Source organism: Micromonospora sp. NPDC093277, from assembly GCF_044765245.1.
Lineage (GTDB): Bacteria > Actinomycetota > Actinomycetes > Mycobacteriales > Micromonosporaceae > Micromonospora.
Map to the genome: position 1 here is coordinate 130931 of NZ_JBIWJO010000002.1, position 15664 is coordinate 146594.

Sequence of the window (15664 nt, forward strand, 5' to 3'; positions counted from 1 at the left end):
CGGACGCCGCCGGTGTCGTGGGGCGTCCCGCCCGATGCGGGCTGGAGCGGCCGATCGGGACCGCGCGCGGCGATGGGCGGCGCGGGTGGCGCCGGGGAAACACCGACCCCCGAAGCCAGCTTGAATTCACCTTAACCATGCAGATCGGTGCCAATTCCCTGAATCGCGCCAAATCCCTCCGCGCCGAGGCGGTGTGCGCGGCCCCGGCTCAGGCCCTGGCGGAGCGGTGGGACGCGGCCGCCGTCGCCACGTCGACCGGGTACACCCGCCGGGCGGCGAACAGGATGAGCCCGTTGGCCGCCAACGGCACGAGCATGATCAGGAAGGTGTCGCGCAGACCGATGGCGTCGGCCTGCCCGGTCGCACCGCCGAGCCGGTCGGCCAGCCACCCGAAGGTGGCCGGGGCCCCCGCCTCGGCCACGAGCCGCAGGACCGTCCGTAGACTCTCCGCCCGGCCCCACAACCGGCCGGGGACGATGTCCAGCCGGGCCGCGTCCAGCGGTGGGTTGGCCGCCGCCAGGGTGGCCGCACCGAGCGCGATCAGCGGCAGCGCCGCCGCCAGCGAGGGCAGCCACACCCCGGGGACGAAGAAGATCGCGGCGGCGACGTAGCCGAAGGCGGGCACGACCACCCGTACGTCGACCCGGCCCCGGGCCAGCGCGCGGTCGGCGAGCCGGCCGGAGAACACCACACCGGCGAGCGCCGCCGCCCCGATCAGCAGCAGCGGACCGCCGAACGCGGCCTGCGAGATGCCGAAGTGCCGCGTGGCGAAGACGACGACGAAGGTGCGCAGTCCCGCGAAGAAGAAGTATCCGGTCGCCGAGGCCACGATCAACAGCCGGTTGGTGGGAATCGACAACAGGTAGACCAGGGCCCGCGAGATCGACCACTGGTTCGGGTCGTCCCGTAGCACCCGGTCGCGGGCCGGCTCGATGCCCTGGGTGGACACCACCGCCCGCGCACGGTCGGCCGCCGGTCGCTGTGGGCTCGGCCGTTCCGGTTCGGCTCCATCCCGCTGCGGGGGCGGCCAGGCCGCACCGGCCCGGGCGGGCTCGCGCAGCAGCCGCCACAGCGCCACCGCCAGCCCCGCGCTGGCGACCGCGAGCAGGAAGAACGCGGCCCGCCAGGAGATCGCCGCGGCGATCTCGCCACCGGCCAGCAGGCCGAACCCGGCGCCCACGATCTCGCCGGTGAGAATCCAGCCGAGCACCGTCGCGCGCTCGGCCGGTGGGATGAGATCGCCGATCAGAGAAACCACCACCGGGCCGGACGCGGCCACGGCCGCACCGAGCAACAGCCGGGAGCCGAGCAGCCACCAGTAGCTGGGCGCCAGCCCGCCGGCGACCATGGCCACCGCCCACACCGCAACGGTGATCACGAGCAGGCGTACCCGGTTGGTCCGGTCGGCGAGCACGCCCAACGGCACGACCGCGATCACCCCCACGCCCGACGACGCCGTCGCCAGCAGGCCGAGCTGGGCGTGGTCGATGCCCAGCCCCGCCTCCAACTGCATCGCCGCCGCACCGACCGTGCCGACGTCCGCGCCGTTCAGCGAGAGCACCATGGCGAGCAGGATCACGGCACGAACCGCCTGCGGCCCACCCGCCAGCCGGCCGGCCAGCCACCCGCGGCCGCGCTGGTTGTCGTCCCGGCTCGCCCCGTCCGACCTGGCCATCGTCGTCCGACCCGCCGTTCTCGGACACCGGTCGGTGCCCCGCCCTCCGACTCTGCCGCACGGGCGGGCCGCCCACCTCGCATTCGGGGAGGGCGACCAGCGCAACGCAGCCGCCGCCGGGAACCCGCCCGGGCCGGCGGCGAGCCTCACGGGCGCCGATTCACAAGATCGCGTTCGTTCCGAGAAGTAGCGCGGCCGCCGGTCGCGCTGGCATCCATGTACGGCACGGTTGCGCGCAAGCCCTGAGCCCTGACGCCCAGTCGACCGGCTGACCGGCAGGCAGGTCGAGTCGGTCGACCGCCCGATGGACCGGCTGACCGGCAGGCGGGTCGGTCGACCGTCACCTCGGCTCCGGCACCACCTCGGTCCACGGCTGCCTCAGATGCGCGGTTGCCAGCACGGTGCGGCGAACCCTGGCCTCGGTGAGCAGCCGCTGACGGGTCCGCCGGGCGGCGTCGGGATCCGCCTCGTACCGGTAGGCCACCCCGGGATCGACGAGCTGGACCGCGTGCACCAGCACGTCACCGGTGACGATCACCTGCTCGCGGCCGTGCTCGACGACGACCGACTGGTGACCCGGAGTGTGTCCCGGTGTGGGGATCACACGGATCGACCCGCCCGACCGCCCAGGGGCGGTGGCGAGGCGGACGCCGCCATCGACCTCGTCGAGCTGGCCGGTCGCGCGCAGCGGCTCGACGACGTACGCCAGGGCCGCGTCGCCGTCCGGCAGGGCGGCCACCTCGCTCCGCTGGACGACGTACCGGGCGTTGGGAAACATCGGGGTCCCGTCCAGCCCGACGGACCAGCCGAAATGGTCCTCGTGCAGGTGGGTCAGCACCACCGCGTCGACGTCCGCCGGGTCGATCCCGGCGTGCCCGAGTTCGGACGGTAGCCGGCCCGGCGTCGGCGCCCAGCCCCCGGCCGGACTGCCGTCCGGCCCCACCCCGGTGTCGACCAGCGTCAGCCGGCCCCGGGGCCCGCGGATCGCGTAACAGCGGAAGTCGAGCTGCCAGGTCTCCCCCGGGCCGAACGCGCCGGGGTCGATACCCCGGGCGAGGTCCCAGTCGTGCGGGGTCGCCTCGGGAAAGGCCGCCTGCCGGTCGAGGAAGAACGGCCCTGCCGCGTCGAGCAGCGGGATCACCTTGAACGCACCGGCCGATCGTGACGCCACCGGCCTCCCTTTCCCGCCGGCCGGGCCGGCGCTCGCAGGCTCGGCGACGCCGGAGCCGGCGACCGTCAGGGCCGCGCCGGCGAGCAAAAAGGTCCGCCGCCTGACCGCGGGGAAGCTCTCGTTCACGGTGGCCACCTCTCGTCCGGCCCGGGCGACGCACCCGGCGCGTCAGGAACCGACGCTAGAACCGCAACCGGTACGCCGGTACGGCCGCGGCGCTGCGCCGACCTGATCCTGCCGACACCTGACCGGATACGACCGCCGATCTCCCCGGCCCCGGTTCCTAGGATCGATGCCACGAACCCGGTCCCGTCGGGCCGACGGGCGGACGGGTGAGGCGGAGGAGGTCGCCGGATGCCGCTGGACGGACCCGGCGTGGCCATGCTGGCCTACCCCGGCGCGGGCAGCTTCGACTACGTGACCGTCAACGAGATCTTCGGCGTGGACTACTCCGACCGGTTCGGCTCGTGGTACCGGGCCCGGACGTGTGGGCTGGTGCCGGGGCCGGTCGACCTCGACGGCGGGGTCACCGTCCAGGCAGCGTACGGGCTCGACGACGCCGAGCGGGCCGATCTGCTGGTGGTTCCCGGGTGGACCAGGGAGCGGGAGGTCCCGCCGCAGGCATTGCTGGCGACGCTGCGCCGGGCACATCGGCGTGGAGCACGGATCATGTCGATCTGCACCGGGGCGTTCGTGCTCGGTCACGCCGGCCTGCTCGATCATCGGCGGGTCACGACGCACTGGGCGATGGCCCCGCTGCTCGCCGAGCTCTTCCCAGCCGCGATGGTGGATCCGCGCGCCCTGTTCGTCGACGACCGCCGCGTTCTCAGCGCCGCGGGGATGTCGGCGGGGATGGATCTCGCGCTGCACGTCGTACGTGGAGACTTCGGCGCGGATGCCGCCGCCGCCCTCGCCCGCCGGCTGGTGTTGGCCGGCTACCGCAGCGGGGGTCAGGCTCAGTTCGTCGACTCTCCGCTCAGCCCAGACCCGGATGACCCGCTGCCGGACCTGCTCGACTGGATGCGCCAGCACCTGGCGCAACGGTGGTCGCTGGACTCGCTGGCGGCCCGGGTGCACATGAGCCCGCGTACCCTGGCCAGGCGCTTTCAACGCCTCACCGGGACGAGCCCGCACCGATGGCTGGTGCGGGAGCGGATCCTCGCCGCGCAACGGCTGCTGGAGACCGGTGAGGAGTCGGTCGATCAGATCGCGGCCCGGACCGGCATCGGCTCGGCCAGCAACCTGCGGCACAGCTTCCGCCGCGAACTCGGCGTCTCGCCCCAGACGTACCGCACGACGTTCCGATCGCGTCGAGGAGAGCCGCGTTGAGGCGTCCACATCGGCGCTTCACGGTGGCCCTCCGGAGCACTAGCCTGTCCGCTCCACGCGTGGCTGCCTGCCCAAGTTGTGGACCTTCGACGGGCACATCGCGTCGCACGGTAACTGGTAGCCTACTCGGCGCTCGACAGTTGACCCGACGACGCCAGGCAGGGGAAGACAGTGGCTGATTGGCAGGGAGACATCCGGCGAGCGTCGAGCGCTGACGCCGAGCTCGTCGCGACCGTCATGGCGGAGGCGTTCATGCCGGACCCGGTCAGCGGATGGATCTTCCCGGACGAGGAGCATCGGGCGAAGGCACACCCGGCGTTCTTCGGCGCGTTCGTCGACCTCGTCCTCGATGCGGGTGAGGTCTATCTGGCCGGCGAGGGCGCGGGCGTCACGCTCTGGCTGCCGGCCGACGGCGACGACGAGGCCGACGAGGGACCGGACCTGTTGCAGGACCTCGAGGCGTCGATCGGCGTGGAGGCGACCAAGAGGTTCGCCGTCCTCGACGGCCTGATGACGGCCAACCACCCGAGCGAGCCGCACTGGTATCTGCCGTTCATCGCGGTGCACCCCAACCGGCAGGGCACGGGAGTGGGTTCCGCGCTGCTTCGGCACCAGCTCGCCCGGCTCGACGAGGTCGGCTCGGCGGCCTACCTCGAGGCAAGCTCGCCGCGCAACGCGGCGCTCTACGCCCGACTCGGGTTCGCGTCCGGGTCGACGACCGTGGACCTGCCCGAGGGCCCGAGCCTCTATCCGATGTGGCGGGCCCCGGCCTGACCTGACCACCCGCTCAATCCGGGAGCGGGGTACGGGCGCGGCGCCGACCTGAATCGGCGGACCGTCGTGTCCCGACCCCGCACCGCGGTCAGCGCCGTACGCTGACCGTGCTCGCGTCGAGCGCGGCGACGACGGCGCCGAGGAGGCTGCGCAGCGGCGGCGGCAGGAACCTTTCGCACTCCCGCATGCGGGCGTTCACCGGCGTGTCGAAGACACCGGTGCCCAGGCCCACCGCTTCGACGAGTGCGGCCAGCAGGAGCGATTCCACATCGAGTTCGGCGGCATTCTGACGCATCATCATCGCGGTCAGCCGAACCCGTGGTGAGGCGGCCTGGTTGGGGTCGACCGCCGGCCAGCGGACGGACCGGCCGAGCAACCGTCCCTGCTCCCGCCGGACCACCCCGGCGGTCGCCAGCCGGGTGCCGACGCGCTCGCAGATGTTGAGGTGATCGCGCAGATACCGTATCCACAGCCGAATCGGGTGCGCGCCCTCGCGCTGCATGATCTCGGTGGCCAACAGATCGGTCAACGGCTCCTGCCACAAACGTCCGTCGACCGCGGCCATCCTGCCGTCTTCCACGGCAATCCGACGCTCGAACATCAGTTCCGCCAGGGCGGCGCCGGCGAGGGCGCAATCGAGCCGATCGGCGGCGCCGTGCGGTTTGCCGGAGAACTCATCATGACCGATGAGAAAAAGCGCGTCTGCGAGCCGGTATGTCGGGTGTGCGCTGGGGTAGGTCATGAGTCCGTCCTCAACAGCCGGCCTGAGCGTCGACACGGCACGGTACGGCATGAACACGCGCAGTTCAATTCGGACGATCGGTCGGCATATCCGGTGATCATGCGAAGCGGGGTTGTGACGATCCGTGATCGCCAATACTCTGCTCCCCGGCTGTTCTAGCACGGACCTCCAAACCCTCAACTGCCCTGGAGAAGTCTTGTCGGCTGATTCGTTCTTTTCCGATAGTGGCCTGCGCCGTGGCCGTCTCGGCACCCTTCATCTCGTTTTCTTCACCGTCGCCGCCTCGGCGCCGTTGACCGTTCTCGGCGGCGGTGTCACCACGATGTTCGCCGTCAGTGGCAACGTCGGCGCCGCCCTCGGATACGTACTGCTCGCCGCAGTTCTGGCGGTGTTCGCCACCGGCTATGCCGCGATGAGCAGACACGTGGCCAACGCCGGCGCCTTTTACGCCTACATTGCGAACGGCCTCGGCCGGGCCGGCGGCGTGGCCGGTTCGGCGGTCGCCCTGGCAGCGTACAACGCGATCCAGATCGGTCTCTACGGCCTGATCGGCGCGATCCTCCAGGAGTTCCTGGCCGCCAAGGCGGGGCTGGATCTCGCCTGGTGGATCTGGGCGCTGCTCGCCTGGGCGGTCGTCGGACTGCTCGGCGTCCTCCGGATCGACCTGAACGCCACCGTGCTGGCGGTCCTGCTCGGTCTCGAGTGCGTGGTCGTACTGATCTTCGACGCGGTCGCCTTCACCCATCCGGCGGGAGGCGCGGTCAGCTACGACGGCATCGATCCGAGCAAACTCTTCACCACCGGGATCGGCGCGGTGCTGGCGTTCACGATCGCCTGCTTCACCGGCTTCGAGAGCGGCGCCATCTACAGCGAGGAGGTCAAGGATCCCCGGCGGACGGTGGCTCGGGCCACGTACGTCGCGGTCGCCTTCACCGGCCTGTTCTACGCCGCCTCCGCCTGGGCGCTGACGGTGCTGACCGGTCCGCAGAACGCGGCCCAGGAATCCGCGGAGGCCGGCCCGGGCGTCATCTTCGGCGCGCTGGACCAGTACACCGGCGCGGCCGTCGCCGACATCGCGAACGTCCTGTTCATCACCTCGGTGCTGGCGGCGCTGCTCTCCTTCCACAACGGTGTCGCCCGGTATCTCTTCGCGCTCGGCCGAGAGGGCGTCCTGCCGCGCTTCCTCGGTGCGACCTCGCGCCGCAGCGGCGCTCCCCTCGCCGGCTCGCTCGTGCAGAGCGCGCTCGCGGTGGTCGTCTTCCTGGTCTTCGCACTGGCGAATCGGAACCCGATCATCGACCTGTTCACCTGGTTCTCCGGCGCGGCGGCGGTCGGCGTGGTGCTGCTGATGACGCTGACCTCCGCCGCCGTGTTCGGGTTCTTCCGCGGCCGTCCGGGGCCGGAGACCGTCTGGCAGCGGGTGCTCGCGCCGGTGCTCGGCACGATCCTGCTCAGTGCCGTCCTGGTGGTGCTGCTGATCAACTTCGACGCGCTGCTCGACCCCGAGACCCCCGCCTATCTCAGGTGGGTGCTGCCGGCGATCCCGGTGCTCGCCGGGGCGGTCGGTCTCGTCTGGGGCTTCGTCCTCAAGTCGGTCCGCCCGCAGACGTACGCCCGGATCGGGCGGGTCGCCGAGGACGGGCTGCACGAGCCCGGACTGCACCCGTCGCCGGAAGCGGCCCGCGACCAGCGGGTTCACGCCGGTCAGCGGTGACGGCGGCGCCCTGACCCACCGAATGACGGCCCGTCCGGCCTCGCCGGGCGGGCCGTCTGCCGGGAACGGGACCTGGCGAGTTCCACAGGGGACTCAAGCTGGCCGACTCGTCCCGCCACCCCACCGGATATTGACAGCATTCGACGGCGGCCCTAGCTTTGCGACTGCTGGCGGCCGGCGGCGCCGGCATCCGCACGCCAGGACACGTCGTCACCCCCGGCGACACGACGCCGACGACGGACCGGAGGGCCGGACGCGCGATGACCCTGCAGCCCTGGTTCGCCGACGCCAAGCTCGGCATATTCGTGCACTGGGGCATATACGCGGTCAACGGGATCACCGAGTCGTGGTCGATGTTCAACGGCGAGATCTCGCCGGAGGACTACCTGCGACAGCTGGACGGCTTCACCGCGGCGCGGTTCGAACCGGACGTGTGGGCGGAGCTGTTCCACCGGGCGGGCGCCCGCTACGCGGTCCTCACCGCCAAGCACCACGACGGCGTGGCGTTGTGGGACACCCACGCCGGCGACCTGTCCGTCGTGCGGCGCGCGCCGGCCGGGCGCGACCTGGTCGCCGGGTACGCCGCGGCGATGCGCCGCCGCGCCCTGAAGGTCGGGCTCTACTTCTCCCACGCGGACTGGTCGCATCCGGACTACGCCACCGTCCGGGGCCCGGTCGTGGACGCCAACTCCGACAACCCGCTGGCGTATGCGCCGCCGGGTCGCCAGGCTCCCGAGCGCTGGGAACGGTTCCTGGCGTTCCACCGGGCGCAGCTCGACGAACTGCTCGACCGGTTCGCGCCCGACCTGCTCTGGTTCGACGGGCAGTGGGAGCGCGACGAGAGCCAGTGGCGGTTCGCCGAGCTCGGCGAGCGGATCCGGGCCCGGGCGCCGCACACCGTCGTCAACGGGCGGCTGGCCGGCTTCGGCGACTACGCCACCCCCGAGCAGGGACTCCCCGTCACCGCACCCGACGGCCCGTGGGAGTTGTGCCTGACCGTCAACGACTCGTGGGGCTACCGGCCGCAGGACCGCAACCACAAGTCGGTACGGCAGCTCGTCCGCACCTTCGCCGAGGTGATCGGCGCGGGCGGGAACCTGCTGCTCGATGTCGGGCCGAAGGCGGACGGCACGATCACGCGCGAGCAGACCGACCGGCTGCTCGGCCTGGGCGACTGGATCGGACGCAACCGCGACGCCGTCTACGGCACCCGCGCCGGGTTGCCACCCGGGCACCACTACGGCCCGTCCACGCTCTCCGCGGACCGCCGGGTGGTGTACCTGGTCTGCTTCGACGCGCCGCGTGAGTTCGTCGCCGTGCGCGGCCTGCGCAACGCCGTACGCCGGGTCTCCGTGCTGCACACCGGCGCCGAACTGGCCCACCGGGTGGTCGGCGGCTTCGCCGACGTCCCGGGCGTGCTCTACCTCGACGCGCCCACCGCGCTCGACGAGCACGCCACCGTGCTCGCCGTCGAACTGGACGGCGAACTGGACCTCTACCGGGGCGACGGGCACGGCTGACGGCGATCCCGCCGGACGATCACCTCCCAGGACGCGCGCGCAAATACGCGTTGACGTGCGCACATGTCAATCCCCGACAGATCTTGACCACTCGAAAGCACCGGTCATAGGCTCCGATCTCACTGTGACGCAATTCCCCAGTGGAAACAGAGGTACCGTAATGCCCCTGTCGAAGCAATCACCCGGAACAGTCCTTACCAGACGGCTGGCCGGCGCCGCTGCGATCCTCCTCCTGTCCGGCACGGCGCCGCTCGCGTTCGGCGCCCCGGCCGGCGCCACCGCACCGGCTCCCACCTGCAGCAACGACCCCTCCGCCCGACTGTCCACCGTGCCCAGTCCCGAGTCGGTGCTCGGCTTCCCCCTCGGCCTCGGCCAGGAACGGGTCGTCAGCAACGACGAGGTCCGGACCTACCTGAACGCCGTCGACGGCGCCTCCGACCGGGTCGTCACCGGCGTCATGTCGACCAGCGCGCTCGGCCAGCCGCTGCCGTACGCCGTGGTCTCCAGCGAGCGGCACGTCCGGCAGGGCACGCTGCGGCAGGTCGCCGACGACATCCGCGACCTGCGGGACCCGCGGCGGACCACCGCGCACAAGGCCGCCCAGACGGCCGCCGACCGGCCGGCCATCGTCTGGGTGACGGCCAACATCCACGGCGGCGAGAAGAGCGGCACGGACGCGGCCCTCAAGACCCTGTACGAGCTGGCCGCCGGCCTCTCCTGCGACGTGCAGCAGCGCAACGAAAACCTGGTCACCGTCATCGTGCCGACCCAGAACCCGGACGGCCGGGACGCCAGCCGCCGGCAGAACGAGTACGGCTTCGACATGAACCGGGACTGGTTCGCCCGCACCCAGCAGGAGACTGACGGCAAGATCGAACTCATGCGGCAGTACCCGCCGCAGGTCTTCATCGACGCGCACGAGATGGGCGGCCGGCAGTACTTCTTCCCGCCCAACGCCGACCCGATCCACCACGAGATCGCCAGCGAGGCGGTCGACTGGATCAACCAGATCGGCGAGGCCAACAAGGCCGGATTCGGCTACAACGGCGCGTGCGGCGGGGCCGTCACCACCGAGTGCTACTTCAACTATTCGACGTACGACCTGTTCTTCATGGGTTACGGCGACACCGTGCCGGCCGCCGGCTTCGGCGCCGCCGGCATGACGTTCGAGAAGGGCAGCGCCTCGGCGGTGGCCGACCGGGTGCAGCAGCAGTTCCACACGCAGTGGTCGACCCTCGGCTGGGCCGCCACGCACCGGCACGAGCTGCTGACCGGCTACTACAAGATCTGGACGGACGCGCTCGCCGAGGGCAAGGCCGGGACGCTGGAGCCGAACGAGGTGGTCCAGCCGACCAACACCGTCCAGTTCCCGGTGCCCGACGTCAAGATCCGCTCGTACTTCCTGCTCCCCGACCGCCAGCTCGCTGACGTACGCCAGCTGGTCGAGCGGCTGCGCGGGATGGACGTCGAGGTGTACGAGGTGACCAAGCCGACCAGGGTGCCCACCGCCCAGGTCTTCGGCGGTCGCACGGCCACCGACGTCACGGTGCCCGAGGGCGCGTACTGGATCCCGATGGACCAGCCGCAGAAGCACTGGATCCAGGCGATCCTGGGCGAGGACCCGTACGTCCCGTTCCCCTACTTCTACGACGTGTCCTCCTGGAGCAATCCGCTGCTGATGGGGGTGAACGCCCTCTACACCGGCGACGACGTCCGGCCGCACGCCCAACTGGTCCGGAAGATTTCCGGCGGGAAGACCTCGGCGGCGGGGGCGAAGGGCTCGTACGCGTACCCGCTGGACTCGGCGGCGGCGGCGGAACTCACCTTCCGGCTGCTCGGCCGGGGCGTGCCGCTCGTGCGTGACCTCGACACCGCCGAGGTCGGGTTCCCCGCGAAGAGCCTGACCCCGGAGATCGACCAGCTTGCCCGCTCGCTCGGGGTCACCCTGAACCCGAACGGCGCGGCGGCCAGCGGGACGCCGGTGGACCTGCCGGATGTCGGGCTGTTCGAGGGTACCGGCATCGCCACCACCTCCGGCTCCCACGGTGAGGCCCGGTACGTGCTCGGCAAGCGGTGGGGGCTGGACCTCAGGCCGGTGACCACCGCCGACATCAACGACAACACCCCCGCGTTCACCGAGCGCTCGGTGCTGGTCGTGCCGGACGGCAGCAACGCGACCGGCGGCCTCACCGCCGCCGGGCAGGCCAACCTGCGCAACTGGATCGCCCAGGGCCACACCTACCTCGGCCTGCGTAACGAGGGCACCCGGATGGCCCGCGCCGCCGGGCTCACCTCGACCGTCGAGCGGCAGAAGCCGAGCGGCTACCAGGTGATCGGCTCCCACCTGCGGGTCGACGTCAGCCAGGACAGCCCGGTCGCGCTGGGCCGTCCGGCGGAGGACTTCGAGTTCAACAACGGCGACCCGATCCTGAGCCCGAGCAGCACCGGCACCAACGTGCTCAGCTACCCGTCCGGCGACACCTTCTGGGCCAACGGCTACACGGTCCACGGTGACGCGCTCAAGGGCTCGGTGGCGCTGGTGGACGAGCCGACCGGCGCCGGCCGGGCGGTGCTGTTCGCGTTCAACCCGCTGTTCCGGGCGTACAACGAGAACGGTCTGCATCTGGTGGCGAACGCGCTGCTCTACCCGAGCGCGGGCGGGGCGTCGGCGCGTACCGTCGCGCCACAGCGTGCGGCCGGGGTCGACCCGGTCCGCGCTGCCGCCGCGGCCGCGCCGGCCCCGGAGAACCTGGGCGGCGAATGGCGGCCGATCACCATCGAGGTGGCGGCCGGCGACCTGGACCGTACCCGGCAGGTGGTGGCCGGGTTCACCGACACCGCCCGGGTGTCCGTGGCCGACTCCTCCGCCTACCTGGTGATCCCGAACCCGGACGGTCTCCAGGCCGACGAGCACCCGTTCGTGAATGACCTGGTGCGCGCCCTGCGGGACGAGCAGATTCCGCTGCGGTCCGTGGTGGCCTGATCGCGCGTCCGGGTCCGGCCGGCCTGATTCGTGGGCCGGCCGGACCCGGACGGGTCTCCCGCACCGGAAACCACCGCCCGGACCGGGTTCAGCGGGTCACCGGTCGCGGGATCGGCGGCGCGCGGTCACGCGTCGCCAGGGAATCACCAGCACGAAGACGGCCAGGACGACTGCCGCACCGAGGGCGAGGCCGGTCGGCAGCGACCACGTCGACCAGTTCACGGCCCCGCCGCGCCGGTCGCCGTGCGCCGCGGCGACGGCGTGGTCGTCCTTCTTGTCGTCGGGTGTGACGAGACGGCCGACGGACGCGTCGGGCGCCAGGCCGTAGCCCCAGTTGAGCAGGGCTGACGCCTCCCCGAGGCTGCCCAGCGGCGCGGTCTCCGCACCGAGCAGGGTCACCGCGAGCCGCCGGCCGTCGCGTTCCGCCACCCCGACGTACGTCTGCCGGGCCAGGTCGGTGAAACCGGTCTTGCCGCCGAGCGTCCCCGGGTAACTGTCCAGCAGCGTGAGATCGTGGGTGAGCGCGAGCGCCGGGGTTCCCGGCTCGCCCGGTATCTGCGCCGTTCTGGTGGCGATGTACCGCCGGAAGTCCTCGCGGGCGAACGCGGCCCGGGCGATCAGCGCGAGGTCGTACGCACTGGTGTACTGGCCGGCGCCGTCCAGGCCGGAGGGCGTGGCCGCGTGGGTCTGGTTGGCGCGCAGCCGGTGCGCCTCGTCGTTCATCGCCTGCACGCCGCCCGGCCGGCCGGCGTTGCCGCCGCCGACCCGGGCCAGCACGTTGGCCGCGTCGTTGCCGGACTTGAGGAGGAGTCCCAGCCACAGGCTCTCGATCGAGTACCGGCCGCCGTCCACCAGTCCCATCAGCGAGCTGGCCGGATCGAGATCGCGCAGGTCATCCCGGCTCACCTCGACCACCTGGGCCGGATCGAGACGGGGCATCAGGGTCTCCGCCAGCAACAGCTTCTGCACGCTCGCCGGTGCCCGGTACTCGTGGGGGCCGCACCCGCCCAGGACCACCCCACGGTCGAGGTCCGCCACGAGCCATGAGGTGGCGGTCACCGCCGGCACCGCCGGCGCACCCGCCGGCACGGCCAGCCCGGCCGTCGCCAGCGCCGCACCGCCGACCGTTGCCTGGACGGCGTCGACCGCCGGCGGGGGCGGCGCGGTGGGCGGGGGCACCGGCGGCTTCACGGCCGGGCAGGACACCTGCGGCGCGGCCGCCGCGGGCACCGCTGGCACGACCACCACGGTGGGCACGGCGAGAATCGCGCCGAGCATTACGCGAAAGATGGTCACGTTAACGTACGGTAATCGCCTACGGGATGAGCGCGGTCCGATTGGCGAAAGCGGCCCGGGCGCGCCGCCGAGCGCCGTGGTGGTGGCGGCCGTCCCCCGGCCCGCCGTCGCCCCGCTTCAAGGGGAGCCGACGGGCCGGCGGCCGCCACCCGGCATCGTCAGTGATCGGCGCAGCACGGGGTGGGGTTGGGCACCTCGAAGGGGGCCACCCGACCCGGCCCCGCCGGCGTGACGATCAGCGTGAGCAACCGGTCGCGCCACTGCGGCCGGACGAAGTCGCGAGTCAGCACCAGATCCTCGGCGTCGGCCGGCTCGCCGCCCAGCAGGATGACCTGGTCGATCGCGCTCGCGGCCAACAGCTCACCCACCGTGACCGCGCCCGTCAGCCGCTCCACCCCGGGGAAGAGCACCGCCCGACCCGAGCGCAGCGCGGCATGTTCGGTCGCGGCGTACTCGGCCGCCGCGCACAGCTCTGCCGGGGTCGCCGGCAGCCAGGACGGCCGGCCCGCCGGTGACGTCCCGCGGCCCGGTCCGGCCCTACCCACGTCCGCCTTCGCCACGGTCAGGCTGATCGCGACGTGCGGCCAGGGCTCGCGTACCAGGTGGGTGCAGGCGACCATGCCGGGGAGGCCGAGCGGGCGCACGGTGTCGCGCAGCCAGTGCTCGGCCTCCTCGTCGGTCCGGTGCCCCAGGCTGAGGCCGACCGTTCTCACTGGGGCAGCACCCAGATCGGGTTGGCGTAGAACCACAGGTCGGTCCACGGGTCGGCGGCACCCATCACGTCCATCGCCGGCCCGAACGGGTCCACCCCGGCGCCCATCAGGCCGGGCGTACCGCGGTTGCCGTCGGTGCCCCGCAGCCGCACGTAGAACGGCTCGGTCACCTTGCCGAACGAGTAGGTGAACGACGCCCGCGCGCTCCCCCTGGTCACCTCGAACGACTTGACCACGCGGGTGTTCGGGGCGGTGAACGTGTCGCCGTCGGCCACCGGGCCGGTGACGGCGCCGGCGATGACGTCGACCCGGGCCAGCACCGGCACGAACTGGGACCAGTTCGGCGTCGTCGCCAGATCGATGTCGATGGTCAGCTCGACGGCGGTGCCGCGGCGCACCCGCAGGACGCCACCGAGCGGCGTACCCGAGTTCGGCCGCCGGTCGCCGGCCTCCCGGGCCCGTACGTCGAGCCCGCTGATCAGCCCGCCGTGGTCGACCCAGACCCGCCCGGCCCGCAGCCCAGCCATCACCGCGCGGTAGTCGAACGACTCCGCCCCGACGTGCGTACGGCTGTACTGGCCCGGCCAGAAGTCGCCGGCCGTGGTGAGCAGCGGGCCGTGCACCGGGTCGTTGTAGCGGCCGTTCGCGGCGAAGTCGCTGTTCGGCCCCCGCATCGCGGTGTCCAGGTAGTTGACGTGCGAGTCGGAGTTGGCGCTGATCCACCAGGCCTTACCCTCGGCGAGCAGGCTGTCCCACAGCCCGCCGACGGTCGAGGTCATCCAGTCGAAGCCGCCCCAGGTGCGGTAGCTCTCCAGCGGGTACCCGGGGAAGGAGGCCGCCGACGGGCTGCCCTCGTAGTAGCCGCGGCCGCCGCCCGCACCCTCCGGCTTCGGGATGCCGGCGGCCTGATGGCCGGGCGCGCCCTCCATGCCGATCGCCACGCTGGGGTCGGCGTCGCGCCAGCCACGGATCTCGTGCGGCGAGTCGACGCCACGGCGGGCCGGGTGGTTGGCCAGGAACAGGGCGGCGTCGACCCGGCGGCGGCGGACCGCGTCGCCGAGGAACTTGATTCCGGCGATGGCGAGCGCCTCGTTGGCCGGGGTGGGGTCGTTGGCGTTGACCACCGTGCCGTCGTACGCGTTCTCGAACTCCTTCAGCACGGCGACCTCGTTGCGGCCGGGGCTGACGAAGACCGTGCCGTGCTCGGCGGCCGGGATGTTCCACTCCAGGCCCTGGTAGACGAGCAGGTCCCTGAGCTGCGCGCGAGTGGCCACGATGTCCGGGTTGACCTTCTCCACGCCGATCTTGGCGTGCGCCTCGCTGCCGTGGTCGGTGACGACCATCCAGTCCAGGCCGTTGGCCCGCGCATGCCGTGCCTGGTCGATGACCCGGTACATGCCGTCGGAGCTGTGCTGGGTGTGGATGTGGTGGTCGCCGGCCAGCCACTGGAACCCGCCGGTGCGCCGGCGGTCCTGGTTCTGGTCCTGGTCCTCGTTCTGGTTGGCGTGCGCGAGCCCGGGGGTGGCCAGCACGGTCGCGGCGGCGCCGGCGCCGAGCAGGCCGGCGTTGCGCAGGAAGCCGCGCCGGGACAGGTCCGCCGGCGAGAGCTCACTGTCGGGTACGGACGTGTCCAGCGCCGTCGGCAGGTCACCGCCGACGGCGTGCTCCGGGTGCGCGTGGTGATGATGGGTGTGGCCGTGACCCATGGCCCTCGCTCCTTCGTCCGGGAGACTTGTCGGGGCCAATC

11 protein-coding genes are annotated in these 15664 nt (G+C 72.2%); 5 read left to right on the plus strand and 6 right to left on the minus strand.

Annotation, left to right across the window (positions count from 1 at the left end; all coding sequences use genetic code 11):
* Nucleotides 1-208 precede the first annotated feature (208 nt).
* Entirely contained in the window at nt 209-1675 is a 1467-nt protein-coding gene (locus ACIRG9_RS05210) for an MFS transporter (RefSeq protein WP_402850480.1), read from the minus strand.
* A 340-nt stretch (nt 1676-2015) separates the two neighbouring features.
* Nucleotides 2016-2972 carry an MBL fold metallo-hydrolase gene (locus ACIRG9_RS05215; protein WP_402850482.1) on the minus strand — a complete coding sequence of 319 codons (957 nt, stop codon included), beginning with the start codon at nt 2970-2972 and terminating at the stop codon, nt 2016-2018.
* A gap of 228 nt (nt 2973-3200) precedes the next feature.
* Here ACIRG9_RS05215 and ACIRG9_RS05220 point away from each other — a divergent pair, with 228 nt between their 5' ends.
* A complete protein-coding gene (locus ACIRG9_RS05220) occupies nt 3201-4175 on the plus strand; it encodes a GlxA family transcriptional regulator (RefSeq protein ID WP_402850485.1) in 975 nt (324 codons plus the stop codon).
* A gap of 171 nt (nt 4176-4346) precedes the next feature.
* Nucleotides 4347-4949, plus strand: coding sequence for a GNAT family N-acetyltransferase (locus ACIRG9_RS05225; RefSeq protein ID WP_402850488.1), 603 nt, complete (start codon nt 4347-4349; stop codon nt 4947-4949).
* Nucleotides 4950-5037: 88 nt separating this feature from the next.
* Here the strand turns inward: ACIRG9_RS05225 and ACIRG9_RS05230 are convergent, their stop codons facing one another.
* Nucleotides 5038-5691: a GPP34 family phosphoprotein gene (locus ACIRG9_RS05230; RefSeq protein ID WP_402850491.1), complete on the minus strand. Its 654-nt coding sequence runs from the start codon at nt 5689-5691 to the stop codon at nt 5038-5040.
* Nucleotides 5692-5887: 196 nt separating this feature from the next.
* On the opposite strand from ACIRG9_RS05230, the gene ACIRG9_RS05235 reads away from it, so the two are divergent.
* The 3 genes from ACIRG9_RS05235 (at nt 5888) to ACIRG9_RS05245 (ending at nt 11908) form a co-directional block, all read left to right on the plus strand.
* Nucleotides 5888-7405, plus strand: a complete 1518-nt coding sequence (locus tag ACIRG9_RS05235; protein ID WP_402850493.1) for an APC family permease — start codon at nt 5888-5890, stop codon at nt 7403-7405.
* A 260-nt stretch (nt 7406-7665) separates the two neighbouring features.
* Entirely contained in the window at nt 7666-8925 is a 1260-nt protein-coding gene (locus tag ACIRG9_RS05240; protein ID WP_402850496.1) for an alpha-L-fucosidase, read from the plus strand.
* 160 nt (nt 8926-9085) lie between these two features.
* Nucleotides 9086-11908 (plus strand): M14 family zinc carboxypeptidase, encoded by a 2823-nt coding sequence (locus ACIRG9_RS05245; protein WP_402850499.1) that lies wholly within the window; start codon nt 9086-9088, stop codon nt 11906-11908.
* 96 nt (nt 11909-12004) lie between these two features.
* Here the strand turns inward: ACIRG9_RS05245 and ACIRG9_RS05250 are convergent, their stop codons facing one another.
* The 3 genes from ACIRG9_RS05250 to ACIRG9_RS05260 all read right to left on the minus strand — a co-directional run bounded on the left by ACIRG9_RS05250 (nt 12005) and on the right by ACIRG9_RS05260 (nt 15623).
* The gene (locus ACIRG9_RS05250; protein WP_402850501.1) at nt 12005-13204 is read right to left on the minus strand and encodes a D-alanyl-D-alanine carboxypeptidase family protein; all 1200 of its coding nucleotides are present in this window, start codon (nt 13202-13204) and stop codon (nt 12005-12007) included.
* Nucleotides 13205-13362: 158 nt separating this feature from the next.
* Nucleotides 13363-13917, minus strand: a complete 555-nt coding sequence (locus tag ACIRG9_RS05255) for a hypothetical protein (RefSeq protein WP_402850504.1) — start codon at nt 13915-13917, stop codon at nt 13363-13365.
* Nucleotides 13914-15623, minus strand: coding sequence for a twin-arginine translocation signal domain-containing protein (locus ACIRG9_RS05260; protein WP_402850507.1), 1710 nt, complete (start codon nt 15621-15623; stop codon nt 13914-13916). Before ACIRG9_RS05260 ends, ACIRG9_RS05255 begins: the two co-directional genes overlap by 4 nt.
* Nucleotides 15624-15664: the final 41 nt, after the last annotated feature.